At 34.0% G+C, this 14,390-nt stretch carries 17 protein-coding genes and 4 tRNA genes; 1 reads left to right on the forward strand and 20 read right to left on the reverse strand.

Annotated features, from left to right (window positions below):
• Window positions 1–68: 68 nt before the first annotated feature.
• The 16 genes from rplL to LQ189_RS11875 form a co-directional block, all read right to left on the reverse strand.
• The gene (gene rplL, locus LQ189_RS11800; protein ID WP_086455315.1) at window positions 69–437 is read right to left on the reverse strand and encodes a 50S ribosomal protein L7/L12; all 369 of its coding nucleotides are present in this window, start codon (window positions 435–437) and stop codon (window positions 69–71) included.
• Window positions 438–523: 86 nt separating this feature from the next.
• Window positions 524–1,036 carry a 50S ribosomal protein L10 gene (rplJ, locus tag LQ189_RS11805; RefSeq protein WP_086455316.1) on the reverse strand — a complete coding sequence of 171 codons (513 nt, stop codon included), beginning with the start codon at window positions 1,034–1,036 and terminating at the stop codon, window positions 524–526.
• A 22-nt stretch (window positions 1,037–1,058) separates the two neighbouring features.
• Window positions 1,059–1,748, reverse strand: a complete 690-nt coding sequence (gene rplA / locus LQ189_RS11810; RefSeq protein ID WP_039111376.1) for a 50S ribosomal protein L1 — start codon at window positions 1,746–1,748, stop codon at window positions 1,059–1,061.
• Between the two features lie 13 nt (window positions 1,749–1,761).
• Complete coding sequence (gene rplK / locus LQ189_RS11815) at window positions 1,762–2,199, reverse strand: 50S ribosomal protein L11 (protein ID WP_007807442.1); 438 nt, start codon at window positions 2,197–2,199, stop codon at window positions 1,762–1,764.
• Between the two features lie 67 nt (window positions 2,200–2,266).
• A complete protein-coding gene (nusG, locus tag LQ189_RS11820) occupies window positions 2,267–2,818 on the reverse strand; it encodes a transcription termination/antitermination protein NusG (protein ID WP_086455317.1) in 552 nt (183 codons plus the stop codon).
• A gap of 10 nt (window positions 2,819–2,828) precedes the next feature.
• The gene (gene secE / locus LQ189_RS11825) at window positions 2,829–3,026 is read right to left on the reverse strand and encodes a preprotein translocase subunit SecE (RefSeq protein WP_086455318.1); all 198 of its coding nucleotides are present in this window, start codon (window positions 3,024–3,026) and stop codon (window positions 2,829–2,831) included.
• 16 nt (window positions 3,027–3,042) lie between these two features.
• Window positions 3,043–3,113 (reverse strand) — tRNA-Trp (locus LQ189_RS11830).
• Between the two features lie 59 nt (window positions 3,114–3,172).
• Entirely contained in the window at window positions 3,173–4,360 is a 1,188-nt protein-coding gene (gene tuf, locus LQ189_RS11835; RefSeq protein ID WP_221917633.1) for an elongation factor Tu, read from the reverse strand.
• A gap of 52 nt (window positions 4,361–4,412) precedes the next feature.
• Window positions 4,413–4,484 (reverse strand) — tRNA-Thr (locus LQ189_RS11840).
• Between the two features lie 77 nt (window positions 4,485–4,561).
• Window positions 4,562–4,642: transfer RNA gene (locus LQ189_RS11845), tRNA-Tyr, on the reverse strand.
• A gap of 31 nt (window positions 4,643–4,673) precedes the next feature.
• Window positions 4,674–4,747 (reverse strand) — tRNA-Thr (locus LQ189_RS11850).
• 90 nt (window positions 4,748–4,837) lie between these two features.
• On the reverse strand, window positions 4,838–5,140 hold the full coding sequence (gene hpf / locus LQ189_RS11855) for a ribosome hibernation-promoting factor, HPF/YfiA family (protein WP_086454427.1): 303 nt from the start codon (window positions 5,138–5,140) through the stop codon (window positions 4,838–4,840).
• 20 nt (window positions 5,141–5,160) lie between these two features.
• On the reverse strand, window positions 5,161–6,066 hold the full coding sequence (locus LQ189_RS11860) for a tyrosine-type recombinase/integrase (RefSeq protein ID WP_230157348.1): 906 nt from the start codon (window positions 6,064–6,066) through the stop codon (window positions 5,161–5,163).
• A 68-nt stretch (window positions 6,067–6,134) separates the two neighbouring features.
• The gene (gene rpsU, locus LQ189_RS11865; protein WP_035670421.1) at window positions 6,135–6,329 is read right to left on the reverse strand and encodes a 30S ribosomal protein S21; all 195 of its coding nucleotides are present in this window, start codon (window positions 6,327–6,329) and stop codon (window positions 6,135–6,137) included.
• 275 nt (window positions 6,330–6,604) lie between these two features.
• Window positions 6,605–7,774 carry an acyl-CoA dehydrogenase family protein gene (locus LQ189_RS11870; protein WP_230157350.1) on the reverse strand — a complete coding sequence of 390 codons (1,170 nt, stop codon included), beginning with the start codon at window positions 7,772–7,774 and terminating at the stop codon, window positions 6,605–6,607.
• A 162-nt stretch (window positions 7,775–7,936) separates the two neighbouring features.
• Window positions 7,937–8,833, reverse strand: a complete 897-nt coding sequence (locus LQ189_RS11875; protein ID WP_230157352.1) for a helix-hairpin-helix domain-containing protein — start codon at window positions 8,831–8,833, stop codon at window positions 7,937–7,939.
• Between the two features lie 237 nt (window positions 8,834–9,070).
• Here LQ189_RS11875 and LQ189_RS11880 point away from each other — a divergent pair, with 237 nt between their 5' ends.
• Window positions 9,071–10,537 (forward strand): APC family permease, encoded by a 1,467-nt coding sequence (locus LQ189_RS11880; protein ID WP_086454431.1) that lies wholly within the window; start codon window positions 9,071–9,073, stop codon window positions 10,535–10,537.
• Between the two features lie 37 nt (window positions 10,538–10,574).
• Here the strand turns inward: LQ189_RS11880 and LQ189_RS11885 are convergent, their stop codons facing one another.
• The 4 genes from LQ189_RS11885 to LQ189_RS11900 all read right to left on the reverse strand — a co-directional run bounded on the left by LQ189_RS11885 (window position 10,575) and on the right by LQ189_RS11900 (window position 14,220).
• On the reverse strand, window positions 10,575–10,802 hold the full coding sequence (locus LQ189_RS11885) for a PspC family transcriptional regulator (RefSeq protein WP_086454432.1): 228 nt from the start codon (window positions 10,800–10,802) through the stop codon (window positions 10,575–10,577).
• 57 nt (window positions 10,803–10,859) lie between these two features.
• Window positions 10,860–12,131, reverse strand: coding sequence for a DUF2851 family protein (locus LQ189_RS11890; protein WP_230157354.1), 1,272 nt, complete (start codon window positions 12,129–12,131; stop codon window positions 10,860–10,862).
• An 88-nt stretch (window positions 12,132–12,219) separates the two neighbouring features.
• Window positions 12,220–12,702 (reverse strand): 3'-5' exonuclease, encoded by a 483-nt coding sequence (locus tag LQ189_RS11895; RefSeq protein WP_086454434.1) that lies wholly within the window; start codon window positions 12,700–12,702, stop codon window positions 12,220–12,222.
• A gap of 156 nt (window positions 12,703–12,858) precedes the next feature.
• A complete protein-coding gene (locus LQ189_RS11900) occupies window positions 12,859–14,220 on the reverse strand; it encodes a pyridoxal-phosphate dependent enzyme (RefSeq protein WP_086454435.1) in 1,362 nt (453 codons plus the stop codon).
• Window positions 14,221–14,390: the final 170 nt, after the last annotated feature.

Below are 14,390 nucleotides of genomic sequence, written 5' to 3' on the forward strand. Positions count from 1 at the left end.
AAAAAATGGTTTAGGTCAAAAGGTGATTAAACCCATGACCTAAACCGTATTCATTAAACGGAGTTTAATTATTTAAGCTCAACAACAGCTCCAGCTTCTTCTAAAGATTTTTTAAGACCTTCAGCCTCTTCTTTAGTTACACCTTCTTTAACGTTACTTGGAGCGCTATCAACTACATCTTTAGCTTCTTTCAAACCTAAACCTGTAAGTTCTTTAACTAATTTTACAACTGCTAATTTAGAAGCACCAGCCTCTTTCAATACAACTGTAAATTCAGTTTGAACATCTTCAGCAGCAGCTTCACCACCACCTGAAACTACTACAGCTGCCGCAGCTGGTTCGATTCCGTACTCATCTTTTAATATTGTTGCTAATTCGTTAACTTCTTTAACTGTAAGGTTAACTAATTGTTCTGCGAATTGTTTCAAATCTGCCATTTTTTTATCGTTTTAAAATGATTTGTAAAATATAATTTATTTATTGTGCGCGTAATTCAAATAATATTAGATAAAATCTAAAATTATTAAGCTTCAACTTCTTCAGAGACTTCTTCGCTACCAGCGAATTGGTTTTGTAAAGCAGAAATAACTCTCTGTGCAGGTGATTGTAATAATCCAATGATTTCACCAATAAGCTCTTCTTTAGATTTGATAGTTGCTAATGCATCTAATTGATCGTCACCTAAATAAATTTCAGAGTTAATGTAAGCACCTTTTAAAATTGGCTTAGCTGATTTTTTTCTAAAATCTTTAATGATTTTTCCTGGAGCATTAGCCACATCTGAAATAAAGATAGCGCTATTACCACTCAATACTGAAGGTAAATCACCATAATCATTATCAGAAGCTTCCATTGCTTTTGCAAGCAAAGTGTTTTTTACAACCTCTAATTTTATACCTGCTTTAAAACAAGCTCTTCTTAAACTTGAAGTAGTTTCTGCGTTAAGTCCTGAAATATCAGATACATATATAATATTTGTACCAGCTAACTGTGCAGTTAAATTTTCAATCGCGATTGATTTTTCTTCTCTAGTCATACTAAAAGTTATTAACTACCAATTATACTGCTTTAGGATCCAATGCAATAGCAGGACTCATTGTGCTTGTAAGGTGTATACCTTTAATGTATGTACCTTTAGCAGCAGTTGGCTTAAGTTTAATTAATGTTTGAATAATTTCGTGTGCATTGTCATAGATTTGCTCAGCTCCAAAAGAAACTTTACCAATTCCAGCATGAACAATTCCAGTTTTATCAACTTTAAAGTCAATTTTACCAGCTTTAACCTCTTGAACAGCTTTAGCAACATCCATAGTCACTGTACCTGTTTTAGGGTTTGGCATTAAACCTCTTGGTCCTAATATACGACCTAAAGGACCTAATTTACCCATAACAGCTGGCATCGTGATAATTACATCAACATCTGTCCAACCATCTTTGATTTTTTGTAAATAGTCATCAAGACCTACATAATCAGCACCAGCTGCTAAAGCCTCAGCTTCTTTATCTGGAGTAACTAATGCTAAAACTTTTACATCTTTACCAGTACCGTGAGGTAATGTAACAACACCTCTTACCATTTGATTCGCTTTTCTTGGATCTACACCCAAACGTACTGCGATATCAACAGACTCATCAAATTTTGCAGAAGCTATAACTTTGATTAATGCAGCAGCATCTTTCAAAGAGTATAGTTTGTTCTTCTCAATTTTAGAAGCAGCCTCTTTTTGCTTTTTTGTTAATTTTGCCATTTCTTTCTCTTAATTAAAAAGGAGCATCTCCTGATACAGTTATACCCATAGATCTAGCAGTTCCAGCGATCATGCTCATTGCAGATTCGATTGTGAATGCATTTAAATCTACCATTTTATCCTCAGCTATCGCCTTGATAACATCCCAAGTAACACTTGCTACTTTTTTACGATTTGGTTCACCTGATCCAGACTTTAGCTTTGCAGCCTCCAATAATTGAACGGCAGCTGGAGGAGTTTTTACAACAAAATCAAATGATTTGTCTTTATACACAGTAATTTGTACTGGGCATATTTTGCCAGGTTTATCTTGTGTTCTAGCATTAAACTGCTTACAGAACTCCATGATATTAACCCCAGCAGCTCCTAAAGCAGGTCCAACCGGTGGCGACGGATTCGCAGCACCTCCCTTAACTTGTAGTTTAACTACCTTACTAATTTCTTTAGCCATTTTTTAAAAAATTTAACACCATAATCATTGGAAGCGATTACAGTGGATATTATAGATGTAACAAAAATTATACTTTTTCAACTTGCATAAAACTAAGTTCTAATGGTGTTTTTCTACCAAAAATTTTAACCATTACTTCTAGTTTACGCTTTTCTTCATTTATTTTTTCAACTGAACCATTAAATCCATTAAATGGACCATCAATCACTTTAATTGTCTCTCCTACATTAAAAGGAATAGATCTAGTATCAGTATTTACAGCAAGTTCATCAACCTTACCTAACATTCTGTTAACCTCAGACATCCTTAAAGGAACAGGCTCTCCACCTTTAATCTCACCTAAAAAACCAATAACGCTAGTAATTGATTTTATGATATGAGGTATTTCTCCAACAAGATTCGCTTCTATCATGACATAGCCAGGAAAGTAAACTTTATCTTTAACTAATTTTTTCCCTTCTTTAACAGTTACTACTTTTTCAGTAGGAACTAGAACTTGAGAAACATAATCAGTCATTTCTAATCTTGCAATTTCAGTCTCAATATAAGCTTTAACTTTATTTTCTTGGCCACTTACCGCTCTAACGACATACCATTTTTTAACATTCACATCTGCCATAACAAAAAAATTAAGCTTTTATCCAGTTAAAAAATCCTGCTAAAGCTTTTGCGAAAATTTCATCAACTCCCCATGTTCCCAAGGCAAATAAAACAGAAAAAACAGCCACAACAATCGTGAGACGTTGTACCTCAGACCATTCTGGCCAAGTTACATTTGATTTCAATTCTTCAAATGCTTCTGATATGTAATTTACAACTTTTGTCATTGTGATATATTTTTTGCACGGGCGGAGGGATTCGAACCCCCATCAACGGTTTTGGAGACCGCTATTCTACCCTTGAACTACGCCCGTAGAATAAAAAACAATGTCGTCGTTAAACGACATTGTTTTTGAATTTATTTTTTTGTAGATTAACCTACAATCTCAGTAACTTGTCCAGCTCCTACTGTTCTACCACCTTCACGGATAGCGAAACGTAAACCAACGCTCATTGCGATTGGGCTTAACAAAGATACATTGATAGTTAAGTTATCTCCTGGCATTACCATCTCTACACCTTCTGGTAAAGTGATAACTCCTGTTACGTCAGTTGTACGTACATAGAACTGTGGACGGTAGTTGTTATGAAATGGAGTGTGACGTCCACCTTCTTCTTTTTTCAAGATATAAACCTCAGCTTTGAAAGTTGCGTGTGGCTTAACAGATCCTGGCTTAATGATAACCATTCCTCTTTTGATAGATTCTTTATCAACACCTCTTAACAATAAACCTACGTTATCTCCAGCTTCACCTCTATCAAGGATTTTACGGAACATCTCAACTCCAGTGATAGTAGAAGTCAATTTTTCAGCTCCCATACCAATGATTTCAACTGGATCTCCTGTATTAGCAATACCTGTTTCGATACGACCTGTAGCAACAGTTCCACGACCAGTAATTGTAAATACATCCTCAACTGGCATCAAGAAAGGCTTATCTGTATCTCTGATTGGCTCTTCGATCCAAGAATCTACAGCCTCCATCAATTCAAGAATTTTAGGTACCCAAGCAGCATCATTATTCAATCCACCTAAAGCAGAACCTTGAATAACTGGACAGTTGTCTCCATCGTACTCATAGAAAGACAATAAGTCTCTAATTTCCATTTCAACCAACTCTAATAACTCAGCATCATCAACCATATCCACTTTGTTCATGAAAACTACCATTCTAGGAATACCTACTTGGCGACCTAAAAGGATGTGCTCACGTGTTTGTGGCATTGGCCCATCAGTTGCAGCTACAACAAGAATAGCTCCATCCATTTGAGCAGCTCCTGTAACCATGTTCTTCACGTAATCCGCGTGACCTGGACAGTCAACGTGTGCATAGTGACGATTAGCAGTTTCGTACTCAACGTGCGATGTATTAATTGTAATACCTCTTTCTTTTTCTTCAGGAGCATTATCAATTTGATCAAATGATTTTGCTTGACAGTAACCAGCATCAGATAATACTTTTGTGATTGCTGCTGTTAAAGTAGTTTTACCGTGATCTACGTGTCCGATCGTACCAATATTTAAGTGTGGTTTCGAACGGTTAAAGGTTTCTTTTGCCATTTTACTTAATTTTAATCTTGTTATATATTAATTTTTATTTCCTACTTACTTGAGCCAACTACGGGAATTGAACCCGTGACCTCTTCCTTACCAAGGAAGCACTCTACCTCTGAGCTAAGTCGGCAGAACCTCTTATCAAAGAGCTCGAATTACAATTTTTAAATTTTTCAATTCAAAAAAAACACAATTCAAGTTTTCTAGTGGGGAGAGCAGGATTCGAACCTGCGAAGTTCACACAGCAGATTTACAGTCTGCCCTCGTTGGCCGCTTGAGTATCTCCCCAACTTTTTTTATTTTATACCTCAATAATTTGAGCCGGCGGAGGGACTCGAACCCACGACCTGCTGATTACAAATCAGCTGCTCTAGCCAACTGAGCTACGCTGGCAAATCAATAAAAAAAGTCCGCTATTTCTAACGGACTGCAAATGTATAGATTTTATCTCTCAATCAAAACATTTTTTGAAAAAAATTTATATTAAATATGAGAACTAATCTTTTCTTTTCTCTTGAGCAACATTCGCTCTAGAGATTCCGAAGATAACTCTATCGCTTCTTCAAAGGTTTTACACTGCTTTTTGACCAGAAATTCATCACCAGGAACAATTATTTTTACTTCGGCAATTTTATTTTCCTTTTCGCTAGTTTTTTCTACTTTCAAAAAAACATCCGACGACACCACCTTGTCATAGTACTTTTCTAACTTATCCAATCTTTCTTGAATAAAATCAACTAGCTTCTTGTCAACTGTAAAGTTAACTGCATGTACACTTACCTTCATGATCTTCTTTATTTAATGGTTCAAATTTTATTTTTACTTTCTCGAGGATGAGCCTTTGCATATACGTTTTTCAACTCAGCTAAACTGTTATGGGTATAAACTTGCGTAGAAGCTAAACTCGAGTGACCAAGCAACTCTTTTACTGAGTTTAAATCAGCTCCGTTATTTAATAAATGTGTAGCGAAAGTATGTCTTAGAATATGCGGACTCTTTTTTACCTTCTCTGATATGTTACTAAAGTACGAATTTATTAATCGATACACAAAGGAATTACTTAATTTATCTCCTTTTTTAGTTAGAAAAAAAAACTCCTCATCATTAATCATAACTAGCGTTCTTCTTTCTTCTTGATAACGAGATATTTGATCTTTAAGTATAGGCAACAATGGAACTATTCGCTCTTTATTTCGTTTTCCTAATACTTTTATAGTGTTGTTTGACAAATTTACATCTGAATTTTTTAAATGTATTAACTCCGTCCGGCGAACACCGGTAGCATAAAACAACTCTACAACTAGAGCATTTCTTATTTGCTCAAAACCTTCAGCATGCTGGGTTCCAAACAAAAGATTTTGCATTTCATTTTCCGAAAAAGGTATTTGTACTTTTTTAGCCGTTTTGAGAGCTTTATGTTTTAGCAAAGGGCTTATCTCAATTTGCTTTATCTTCATTAAAAATTTAAAGTAGGCTTTAAGGGAAGCTACTTTACGATTGACAGAACTATTCGAAACCGACATATCCACTAGTGAGACTATCCAGTTTCTTATTTGAACATAATGAACATGATCTATAGTTTCTTGGTCAAATTCTTTTTTAATGTATTCCGAAAATGAATCCACATCCACACAATAAGCCATAATGGTGTGTGCTGAATATTTTTTCTCCAAGGTGAGATAATCTCGAAATGCATCTTTATTAGTAGTCATAAAAAAACCGTTAGCATCAAAGTTATTAAATTTTGATGACTAACGGTTTTATTTTTCTGTAAAATAGATTAACTCTCTAAGTTATCTCTCATATTTTGGATATAAGCCGCTTTTTGAATTTTGATTCTATTCGTTACTGAAGGTTTAATAAAAGCAGTACGCGCTCTTAATTGACGAACAGTTCCTGTTTTATCAAATTTTCTTTTGTAACGTTTTAACGCTCTATCGATATTTTCTCCGTCTTTAATTGGTATAATTAACATAATATAGACACCCCCTTTCTTTAGGCTGCAAAAGTAGACATTATTTTTACTTTATCGCTATTTATTGTTATTTATTTTGAGTGTGCCGGCAAGGAAGTATTTTTTATCTATTGAAATACTATCTTTTTGCCGTCAGGCTATGCGCTACAATCTTTATTTACTGCTACGCATCCATAAAGGATTTCCACTTCTATCCTTCACACAAAAAAAGAGCCTTGAAAAACAAGACTCTTACTAATATTTATAACTCGTGCCGTACACATGAGGGAACCAAACTATTTTACAGCCGGCTCATAATTTTGATTATCAATGATCATTTTTCCTAAAATTTCTTTTAAGATTTCAGATGTTCCTCCACCAATAGGCCCTAAACGACTATCTCTAAACAAACGTGCTAATGGATACTCTTCCATGTAACCGTAGCCTCCAAGCATTTGCAAACAACTGTAAATGGTTTCATCAGCTACTTTTGTCGATTTTAACTTTGCCATTGTTGCTTCTTTAACCACATACTCCCCTTTATCAAGACGGGCTACTGCAGCATAATTGAAAATTTTACAATGCTCAACCTCCGTTGCATGTTCAACAAGCGTATGTCTTAATGCTTGAAACTTACTGATTTTTTTACCAAAAGCCTCACGTTGAGACATATATTCAATAGTATAATCAATAGCATATTCACCTCTAGCATGCGCATTGATTGCCATAATTAAACGCTCTAAAGCAAAATGCTGCATGATGTACGGAAATCCTTTTCCTTCTTCACCCATTAAATTTTCAGCAGGGATTTCTACATTATCAAAAGCAATCTCTGCTGTATCCGATGCTCTCCAGCCTAGTTTATCAAGTTTTGAAGCTGATATTCCCTTAAGACTTGTATCCATTAAGAAAATACTAATTCCCTTGTTACCAAGTTCTGGGTTTGTCTTGGCAGCCACAATGTAATAATCGGCATAAACACCATTTGTGATAAATGTTTTCGAACCATTAATCACATATTTGTCACCTTTTTTCACGGCATTAGTTCGCATTCCCGCAACATCACTACCTCCAAAAGGCTCCGAGATACATAAAGCACCTATTTTCTTTCCAGCGATACTTGGCACTAAGTAGTCTTGTTTAATTCTTTCGTCACCCTCAGCATTTAAGTGTGTCATAGCCAAATAAGCATGAGCCCACATGGCTGCTGCAAAACCAGATGATTTTATTTTTTGTAATTCCTCAAGGAAAATAACCGTGTAAAATAAGTCTAAACCAAGACCTCCGTATGCCTCTGGGTAAGCAATACCAAAATAACCCATTTCCCCGAATTTCTCCCAAATAAAGCGCTCTATTGTTCCTGTTTTTTCCCATTTCTCAATGTGCGGAACCACTTCTTTTTGTAAAAAACCTTTTAAACTTTCTCTAAATGCTTGGTGCTCCTCTGTGAAGTAAATTGAATTCATATGTTTTTTTCTTTTTTAACAAATTTTAGATTGGTAGAAACTAGATATAAAGTCAGTTTCTGGATAAGTGGCAAAAAATCAAAATTGGAAAGAACAATAAAATTACGTTTGTACAAATTATGATAAAAAAAACGCACTTTTTATTCTAGTTTTTTGATAGTTCTATTTAAAGTCCAAATATAAGGCAATTATTTTTGCTTTATCAACAGGAAATCCCTTAATTTTTGTTAAATCCTCAATATTTTTTATGTTTCCATTCATACTTCTGTAGGTGATGATTTCTTTCGCAAGCGCGTATCTAAAGTAATGAAACTGGCTAAGCTCTTTTAAAGACGCATTATTAATGTCAATTTTCTTAGTATTAGGAAGCACTCCAACTTTAAAATGAATATTTAATTTCTCTATAACTTCTGGAGACAGCCCCCATATCTCATCCATTTGCTCCATTGAGACAAACCCTCCAAGAGTTTCTTTTTGTTTCAAAATTCGGGAAGAAATAGCATCTCCTATTCCGTAGACCTTCATCAAAGCTTCTTTATCAGCTTGATTGATATCTAATACTGAAACCTTTTCTTTTTTGGCGAAAGCCTGATACTCCTGATTTTTATATTCTTTATAAGTAGTAGTGCTTTTTTTATACCCAACCCAATTAGGAAACTTAAACAAAGGAGATATAGATTCAAGTAATGAATCTGAAATTTGTGTAACACGCTGGAATTCCTCTGGAGAATTTACAAATTTATTCTGCTTTCTAAAAGCAAGTAACCTGTCTATTTCTTGTGTAGACATCCCTAATTTATAGCCTTTGTAATCTGAAATGAAATTGGGATTAAATGCATATTGTTGCTTTGGTATATTTTCATTAACATTCTTCTCATAATCCAAAGTTGACTGCAACGCAATCCACTGTAACTCCTGTGGTGACTGTTTAATAGTAGTACTAAAATCATAACAATAATAGCATATTTGTAAAAAAATAATGATGGTAAATAACACTATAATTCCAAGACGTTGTTCTTTATTGAACTTTAAAAAGGATTCAAAAGTTTTGAAGTTCATAATTTGATTGAAATCTTTAAAAGTTAAATAAATATAAAAATAAAAAAAATATAGAATCTATCCTTAAACAACATGAGTATTTAGAACAAAAATATAAGAGTAATTATAATAAATCGACAAAAAAGAGCTGAAAAAGGATATTAAACTATTTTTTATGAGTTAAAAATCAATTATTGTTTTTATTTTTTATAAAAAACAATACATTTGGAGCTTAATAACTTAAAACATTAAACAACCATGTCAATTTGGAGAGTTAAACCAGTATCAGCTTTTGAAGCTGATATGAAAAAAAGTCAATTAAAAAGAGTTTTAGGAAAGTGGAGTCTTACTGCAATTGGTATTGGAGCAATTATCGGAGGAGGAATATTTGTTCTTACAGGTACTGGAGCCTATAATCATGCTGGTCCAGCACTAGCGCTTTCATTTGTAATTGCAGGTATTGCCTGTGTATTTGCAGCATTATGTTATTCAGAATTTGCTTCTATTTTACCTGTTGAAGGATCTGCTTACGCTTATGCATATGGAACTATTGGAGAAATATTTGCTTGGATAATCGGTTGGGGATTAATATTAGAATACGCAATGGGATCTATGACGGTCGCCGTTTCGTGGTCAGGATATTTTAATAAAATGCTCAAAATGTTTGGAGTTCAACTCCCGGAATGGCTAACTGCAGATCCAGCTAGTTACACTGGTGAAGGTTTTTCTATGAACTTACCTGCTTTTTTAATTGTACTTTTAGTAATTTCATTACTAATTAAAGGAACTGAAAAGGCAGCTAGTGCTAACAACTTTATTGTAATTTTAAAAGTATCTGCAGTAATTTTTGTTATTATTGCTGGAGCATTTTTTATAGATGTAGACAACTGGACACCATTTATCCCTGAAGTACAAACCATTATTGTTGACGAAAAACCGCATCAAGCGTATGGAATTAATGGAGTTATTTCTGGAGCAGCGGCTATTTTCTTTGCTTATGTAGGTTTTGATGCTGTTTCTACTCAAGCAGGTGAAGCAATCAACCCTAAGAAAGATGTGCCATTTGCAATTATTGCATCGTTATTAGTATGTACTATTCTATATATATTGGTTTCTTTAGTTTTAACTGGTATGATTAGCTACCAAGATTTCAATCCACTAGGAAAATATCCTGAAGCGATAAAAGCTCCTGTTGCTTACGCATTTGATATTGCTGGTCAAGCTTGGGCTGGTTACATTATTACCATTGCTGCTACTGTAGGTTTAATATCAGTATTAATGGTAATGATCATGGGACAATCTCGTATATTTTTAGGAATGTCAAAAGATGGATTAATCCCACCTGTATTCTCAAAAATCAATCCATTATCTGGAACTCCTAAAACAAACTTGATGATTTTAGGTGGATTTATTGCCACTGTTGCTGCCTTTACACCTATTAGTAAACTAGCAGAAATGACAAGTTTTGGTACTTTATTTGCCTTTACAATGGTATGTATTGCAGTATGGATGCTTAGAGTTAAACAACCAGAATTAGTTCGTACATTTAAAGTTCCTGCTTTACCAGTAATTGCTATTTGTGGAATTGCAATCAACACTTGGTTGATGATTAATTTAAGTATTCAAGCTCAATTATTCTCACTTGGATGGTTAGCAATTGGAATTCTGATTTATTTCCTTTACGGAAAACGAAATTCGAAATTGAACAATGACATACAAGAATAAAAACAAGAAAGGCTCCTTTTAACTAAGGAGCCTTTTTTTATAGATCAAAAACAGAAGTACGCTTAGCGCGAATGAGATCTTTTAATTTCATCCAGAATGCTAGCGTAAGATATACTGCAAACCACAACCCTACTGTTACAAAGGATAAGTATATAAAGAACAGACGAACACTACTGGCACGCATTCCTAAAGTGTCTGCTAACCTAGAAGACACATGAAACCCGTGTTTCTCGAAAAAAAATTTTAGCTTTAAAATTGCTGACATAATACTTGAGTATAGAAACACAAAATTACAATTATTATCACATGTACTTATACATAATTATTTGTTTTTAAGCAAATCAGTGCCAATACTACATTGTAAACACTTACTTTGATTACAATACTCATTTTTTAATTGCAAAAGAGTTTGTGTGTCAAAAGCATTTTTTGATTTGATCCCAAATGAACTAAACTTATCAATAATTGAATTCTTTTCGGGTGTGATTTCTTTGAGAAGGTTAATAAAATCTTCGGAAACCTCTTTACCTAAACTTTTAAAATAGGCAAACTGCAGAGGTATTATAGTATTAATTACAATCAAATCAATAAACGATTTAGAGAGTGCTTTTCTCTTTTTAGGACTCGCTTTATCAAACTGGTAATGTGTACTCCAATATTCTGAAGAAGTGATTTGAAATAAACTATAACAATTTTGCAGAGACTTTAGAGTACTAATTTTCGAAAATAAATTTTGTTGTAAATGAAACAAATTACATAATTGAGACAGTCTTATGGTAGGAAAATTATCAGGGCGATGTTTAAAAAACTGAACCGGCTCTATAATTTCTTTTTCAATTTGGTATTTATGAAGTAAATAAAAATACCTGAACTTTAAATCCTTAAAGTAATTATCTTCTTTTTCTGTATCTAATAATCCAGCGGTACCAAAAAGTAAAGCTTCTAGATTTTCAACTTCAAAACTTTCTTTTCTTATGATAGCAAATGGAATAGATTGTGCTATCGTTAAAAAAGTATCACCATTAGTGTTAAGCCCAAAATTCTTGGCTAGAAGACAAAACAAAACCGCTTCCCAATCTTGATTAGTTTGCTTCAACATTTCAAAAATAGTTTTGGATTTACGTTCTAAACGTTCAAAAAACAACCGTTCTTGCCAATTATTTAGAACAAAATCATCAACTTGATTGATTTGCTTCTCACAAAAAATCCATGATTTAGGAGCAACCAGAGATTGATAGTTGCTAAGAATAGAAGAATCAACAAAATTTTTTAGCTCCAATACTGGAATTTCGGTGTTATTTTTCCTGAAAATTTCGGTGTCATGTTCCCAAACAACATGCAAAATAACACTGTCATAGGCATCATCTTTTTCATGATGATGTACATACCAATCTGAAGATTTTATATGTATTTCAATATTTCCCGCCCATTTTTGACCCTCAATCATTATCTGAGCGTTAAAAAAATCTGGTCCAGAAAGTTCAAGATATTGTCCTGAGTGGATAATATTCAAAGACTCACCTTGTTGCGTTTTTAAATCGAGGACGTTGAATTTCTTAAACTTCCAAATATAATGAAGAAAATCTTCTTTCATACTTTTTATATTTCACATTACACTAAAGTAATGAAAATATTCTACTTACAAGTATAAAAATAACAGCTACAAAACTGGAGTAAAACTTTTATTTCATCAAATACAATTGCGCACAAGCACGAGCATCGGACAGCGCTTCATGGTGATTAAGCTCTATATTCATTTCGCGACAACAATCACTTAGTTTTGTAGGCTTCAATCCTTTGCTTCGGTATATTTTGACCGTACATTCCCATCGATCTGCGATATTTAAATCCGAATAATCCAAGTAATTATTCGCCATGGACTTAGCCAAAACATTCCGATCAAAACTCTCGTTATGTGCTACAATTACACGATTACAAAGCCTTTTGTGAATTTCAGGATATATTTCAGCAAAAGTCTTTGCGTACTCTGTATCGTATGGATGAATTCCATGCACTTGAATTGTGTATGGGGAATAATAATTATTAGGTGGCTGTATCAAGGTAACAAATTCATCAACAATAATACCGTTTTCAACAGTTACAATACCTACAGAACAAGGGTGATAACCAATTGCTGTTTCAAAATCTATTGCAGTAAAAGTCACTATAATTCTCTATTAAGGTTACATTTACAAAAATACATCAAAAATAAGTTCCTGAAACTCAAAAACCCTTTTAACCTGTTCATAAAACGACTGCATCAAAACAAAAAAGCCTACATTGTAAAAACAAAGTAGGCCTCAAATGCTATTATTAACTATCTATTTAATAGAACCAATAATATCATACTTGGTAATAATATGGTGATTACCATTAGCAAGTTCAACTAAGACAGCTTCGTTTTCTTTAGTAAATAATTTAGAAACCTCTTCAATAGGAGTTCCATGCTTCACTACGGGAAAAGGTTTGCCCATCACCTCTTTTATTGGTTTATCAGCTACATTTTTATCTGCAACATAACTTTGAAACAAATCACTTTCGTCAACAGAGCCTACAAAACCAGTAATATCAATTACCGGAATTTGAGAAATCTTGTATTTACGCATGCGCTCAATAGCATGAGAAACTAGCTCTTCGGTACGAACAACAATAAGTGGCTTATCAATATGATCCTTTATTACATCCTCTGCTTTAGTTACTTCTTCTTCTAAAAATCCACGTTCACGCATCCATTCATCATTATACATTTTCCCTACGTAACGGCTTCCTGAATCATGAAAAAGTACCACTACCACATCCTCTGGCTTAAAATGCTCTTTCAATTGCAACAATCCTTTGATAGCAGCACCTGCCGAGTTCCCAACAAATATCCCTTCCTCAAGTGCAATTTTTCGAGTGTAAACTGCAGCATCTTTATCTGTAACTTTTGTGAACCCATCAATAAGAGAAAAATCGACGTTTTTAGGAAGAATATCTTCCCCAATACCTTCGGTGATATAGGAATAAATTTCATTTTCATCAAAAATTCCCGTTTCATGGTACTTTTTAAATACTGAACCATAAGTGTCAATTCCCCAGATTTTGATGTTTGGATTTTGTTCTTTTAAATACTTAGCAGTTCCGGATATCGTTCCACCAGTACCTACACCAACTACAAAATGAGTAATTTTACCATTTGTTTGTTCCCAAATTTCAGGACCCGTTTGCTCATAATGCGCAATTGCATTAGATGGATTATCGTATTGATTTACGTACCATGAATTAGGTGTTTCCTCAGCTAGTCGTTTTGAAACCGAGTAATATGATCTTGGATCAGTTGGTTCCACATCAGTAGGACATACAACAACTTTTGCCCCTACAGCACGTAGAATATCCATTTTTTCTTTTGATTGCTTGTCCGAAATAACACAAATCAATTTGTATCCTTTGATGATTGCTACTAGTGCAAGTCCCATTCCTGTATTACCAGATGTACCTTCAATAATGGTTCCTCCGGGTTGCAATCTACCATCAGCCTCGGCATCTTCAATCATTTTTACTGCCATTCTATCCTTTACAGAATTTCCTGGATTAAACGTTTCTACTTTTGCTAGAACGAGTGCCTCCACCTCGGCAGTAACTTTGTTTAGTTTTACTAACGGGGTATTACCAATGGTACCTAATATATTTTCTGCGTAATGCATAAAAAAGTGTATTTAAATTTAAGATTTGTTACAAAAACGAATGCAAAGATAGTGTTTTGTTAGAAATTATTCTTGCTCAAGACAGATTGCGTTCGTGATAGAAGCGGCATCCTTTTCTTGCTTTCTTTAAGCAAGAAAAGATAGAGCGCATAGCACGGAAAAACGCCCTA

It is taken from the genome of Flavobacterium sp. CECT 9288, from assembly GCF_918731615.1.
GTDB lineage: Bacteria > Bacteroidota > Bacteroidia > Flavobacteriales > Flavobacteriaceae > Flavobacterium.

What these genes read in the sequence shown, in the direction of transcription:
- LQ189_RS11890 (WP_230157354.1), bottom strand. Translation starts at nt 12,131, where the DNA reads ATGAAAGAAGATTTTCTTCATTATATTTGGAAGTTTAAGAAATTCAAC.
- rplA (WP_039111376.1), bottom strand. Translation starts at nt 1,748, where the DNA reads ATGGCAAAATTAACAAAAAAGCAAAAAGAGGCTGCTTCTAAAATTGAG.
- LQ189_RS11875 (WP_230157352.1), bottom strand. Translation starts at nt 8,833, where the DNA reads ATGAACTTCAAAACTTTTGAATCCTTTTTAAAGTTCAATAAAGAACAA.
- rplK (WP_007807442.1), bottom strand. Translation starts at nt 2,199, where the DNA reads ATGGCTAAAGAAATTAGTAAGGTAGTTAAACTACAAGTTAAGGGAGGT.
- nusG (WP_086455317.1), bottom strand. Translation starts at nt 2,818, where the DNA reads ATGGCAGATGTGAATGTTAAAAAATGGTATGTCGTTAGAGCGGTAAGT.
- LQ189_RS11880 (WP_086454431.1), top strand. Translation starts at nt 9,071, where the DNA reads ATGTCAATTTGGAGAGTTAAACCAGTATCAGCTTTTGAAGCTGATATG.
- LQ189_RS11860 (WP_230157348.1), bottom strand. Translation starts at nt 6,066, where the DNA reads ATGACTACTAATAAAGATGCATTTCGAGATTATCTCACCTTGGAGAAA.
- LQ189_RS11885 (WP_086454432.1), bottom strand. Translation starts at nt 10,802, where the DNA reads ATGTCAGCAATTTTAAAGCTAAAATTTTTTTTCGAGAAACACGGGTTT.
- rplJ (WP_086455316.1), bottom strand. Translation starts at nt 1,036, where the DNA reads ATGACTAGAGAAGAAAAATCAATCGCGATTGAAAATTTAACTGCACAG.
- tuf (WP_221917633.1), bottom strand. Translation starts at nt 4,360, where the DNA reads ATGGCAAAAGAAACCTTTAACCGTTCGAAACCACACTTAAATATTGGT.
- rplL (WP_086455315.1), bottom strand. Translation starts at nt 437, where the DNA reads ATGGCAGATTTGAAACAATTCGCAGAACAATTAGTTAACCTTACAGTT.
- hpf (WP_086454427.1), bottom strand. Translation starts at nt 5,140, where the DNA reads ATGAAGGTAAGTGTACATGCAGTTAACTTTACAGTTGACAAGAAGCTA.
- rpsU (WP_035670421.1), bottom strand. Translation starts at nt 6,329, where the DNA reads ATGTTAATTATACCAATTAAAGACGGAGAAAATATCGATAGAGCGTTA.
- LQ189_RS11900 (WP_086454435.1), bottom strand. Translation starts at nt 14,220, where the DNA reads ATGCATTACGCAGAAAATATATTAGGTACCATTGGTAATACCCCGTTA.
- LQ189_RS11870 (WP_230157350.1), bottom strand. Translation starts at nt 7,774, where the DNA reads ATGAATTCAATTTACTTCACAGAGGAGCACCAAGCATTTAGAGAAAGT.
- secE (WP_086455318.1), bottom strand. Translation starts at nt 3,026, where the DNA reads ATGACAAAAGTTGTAAATTACATATCAGAAGCATTTGAAGAATTGAAA.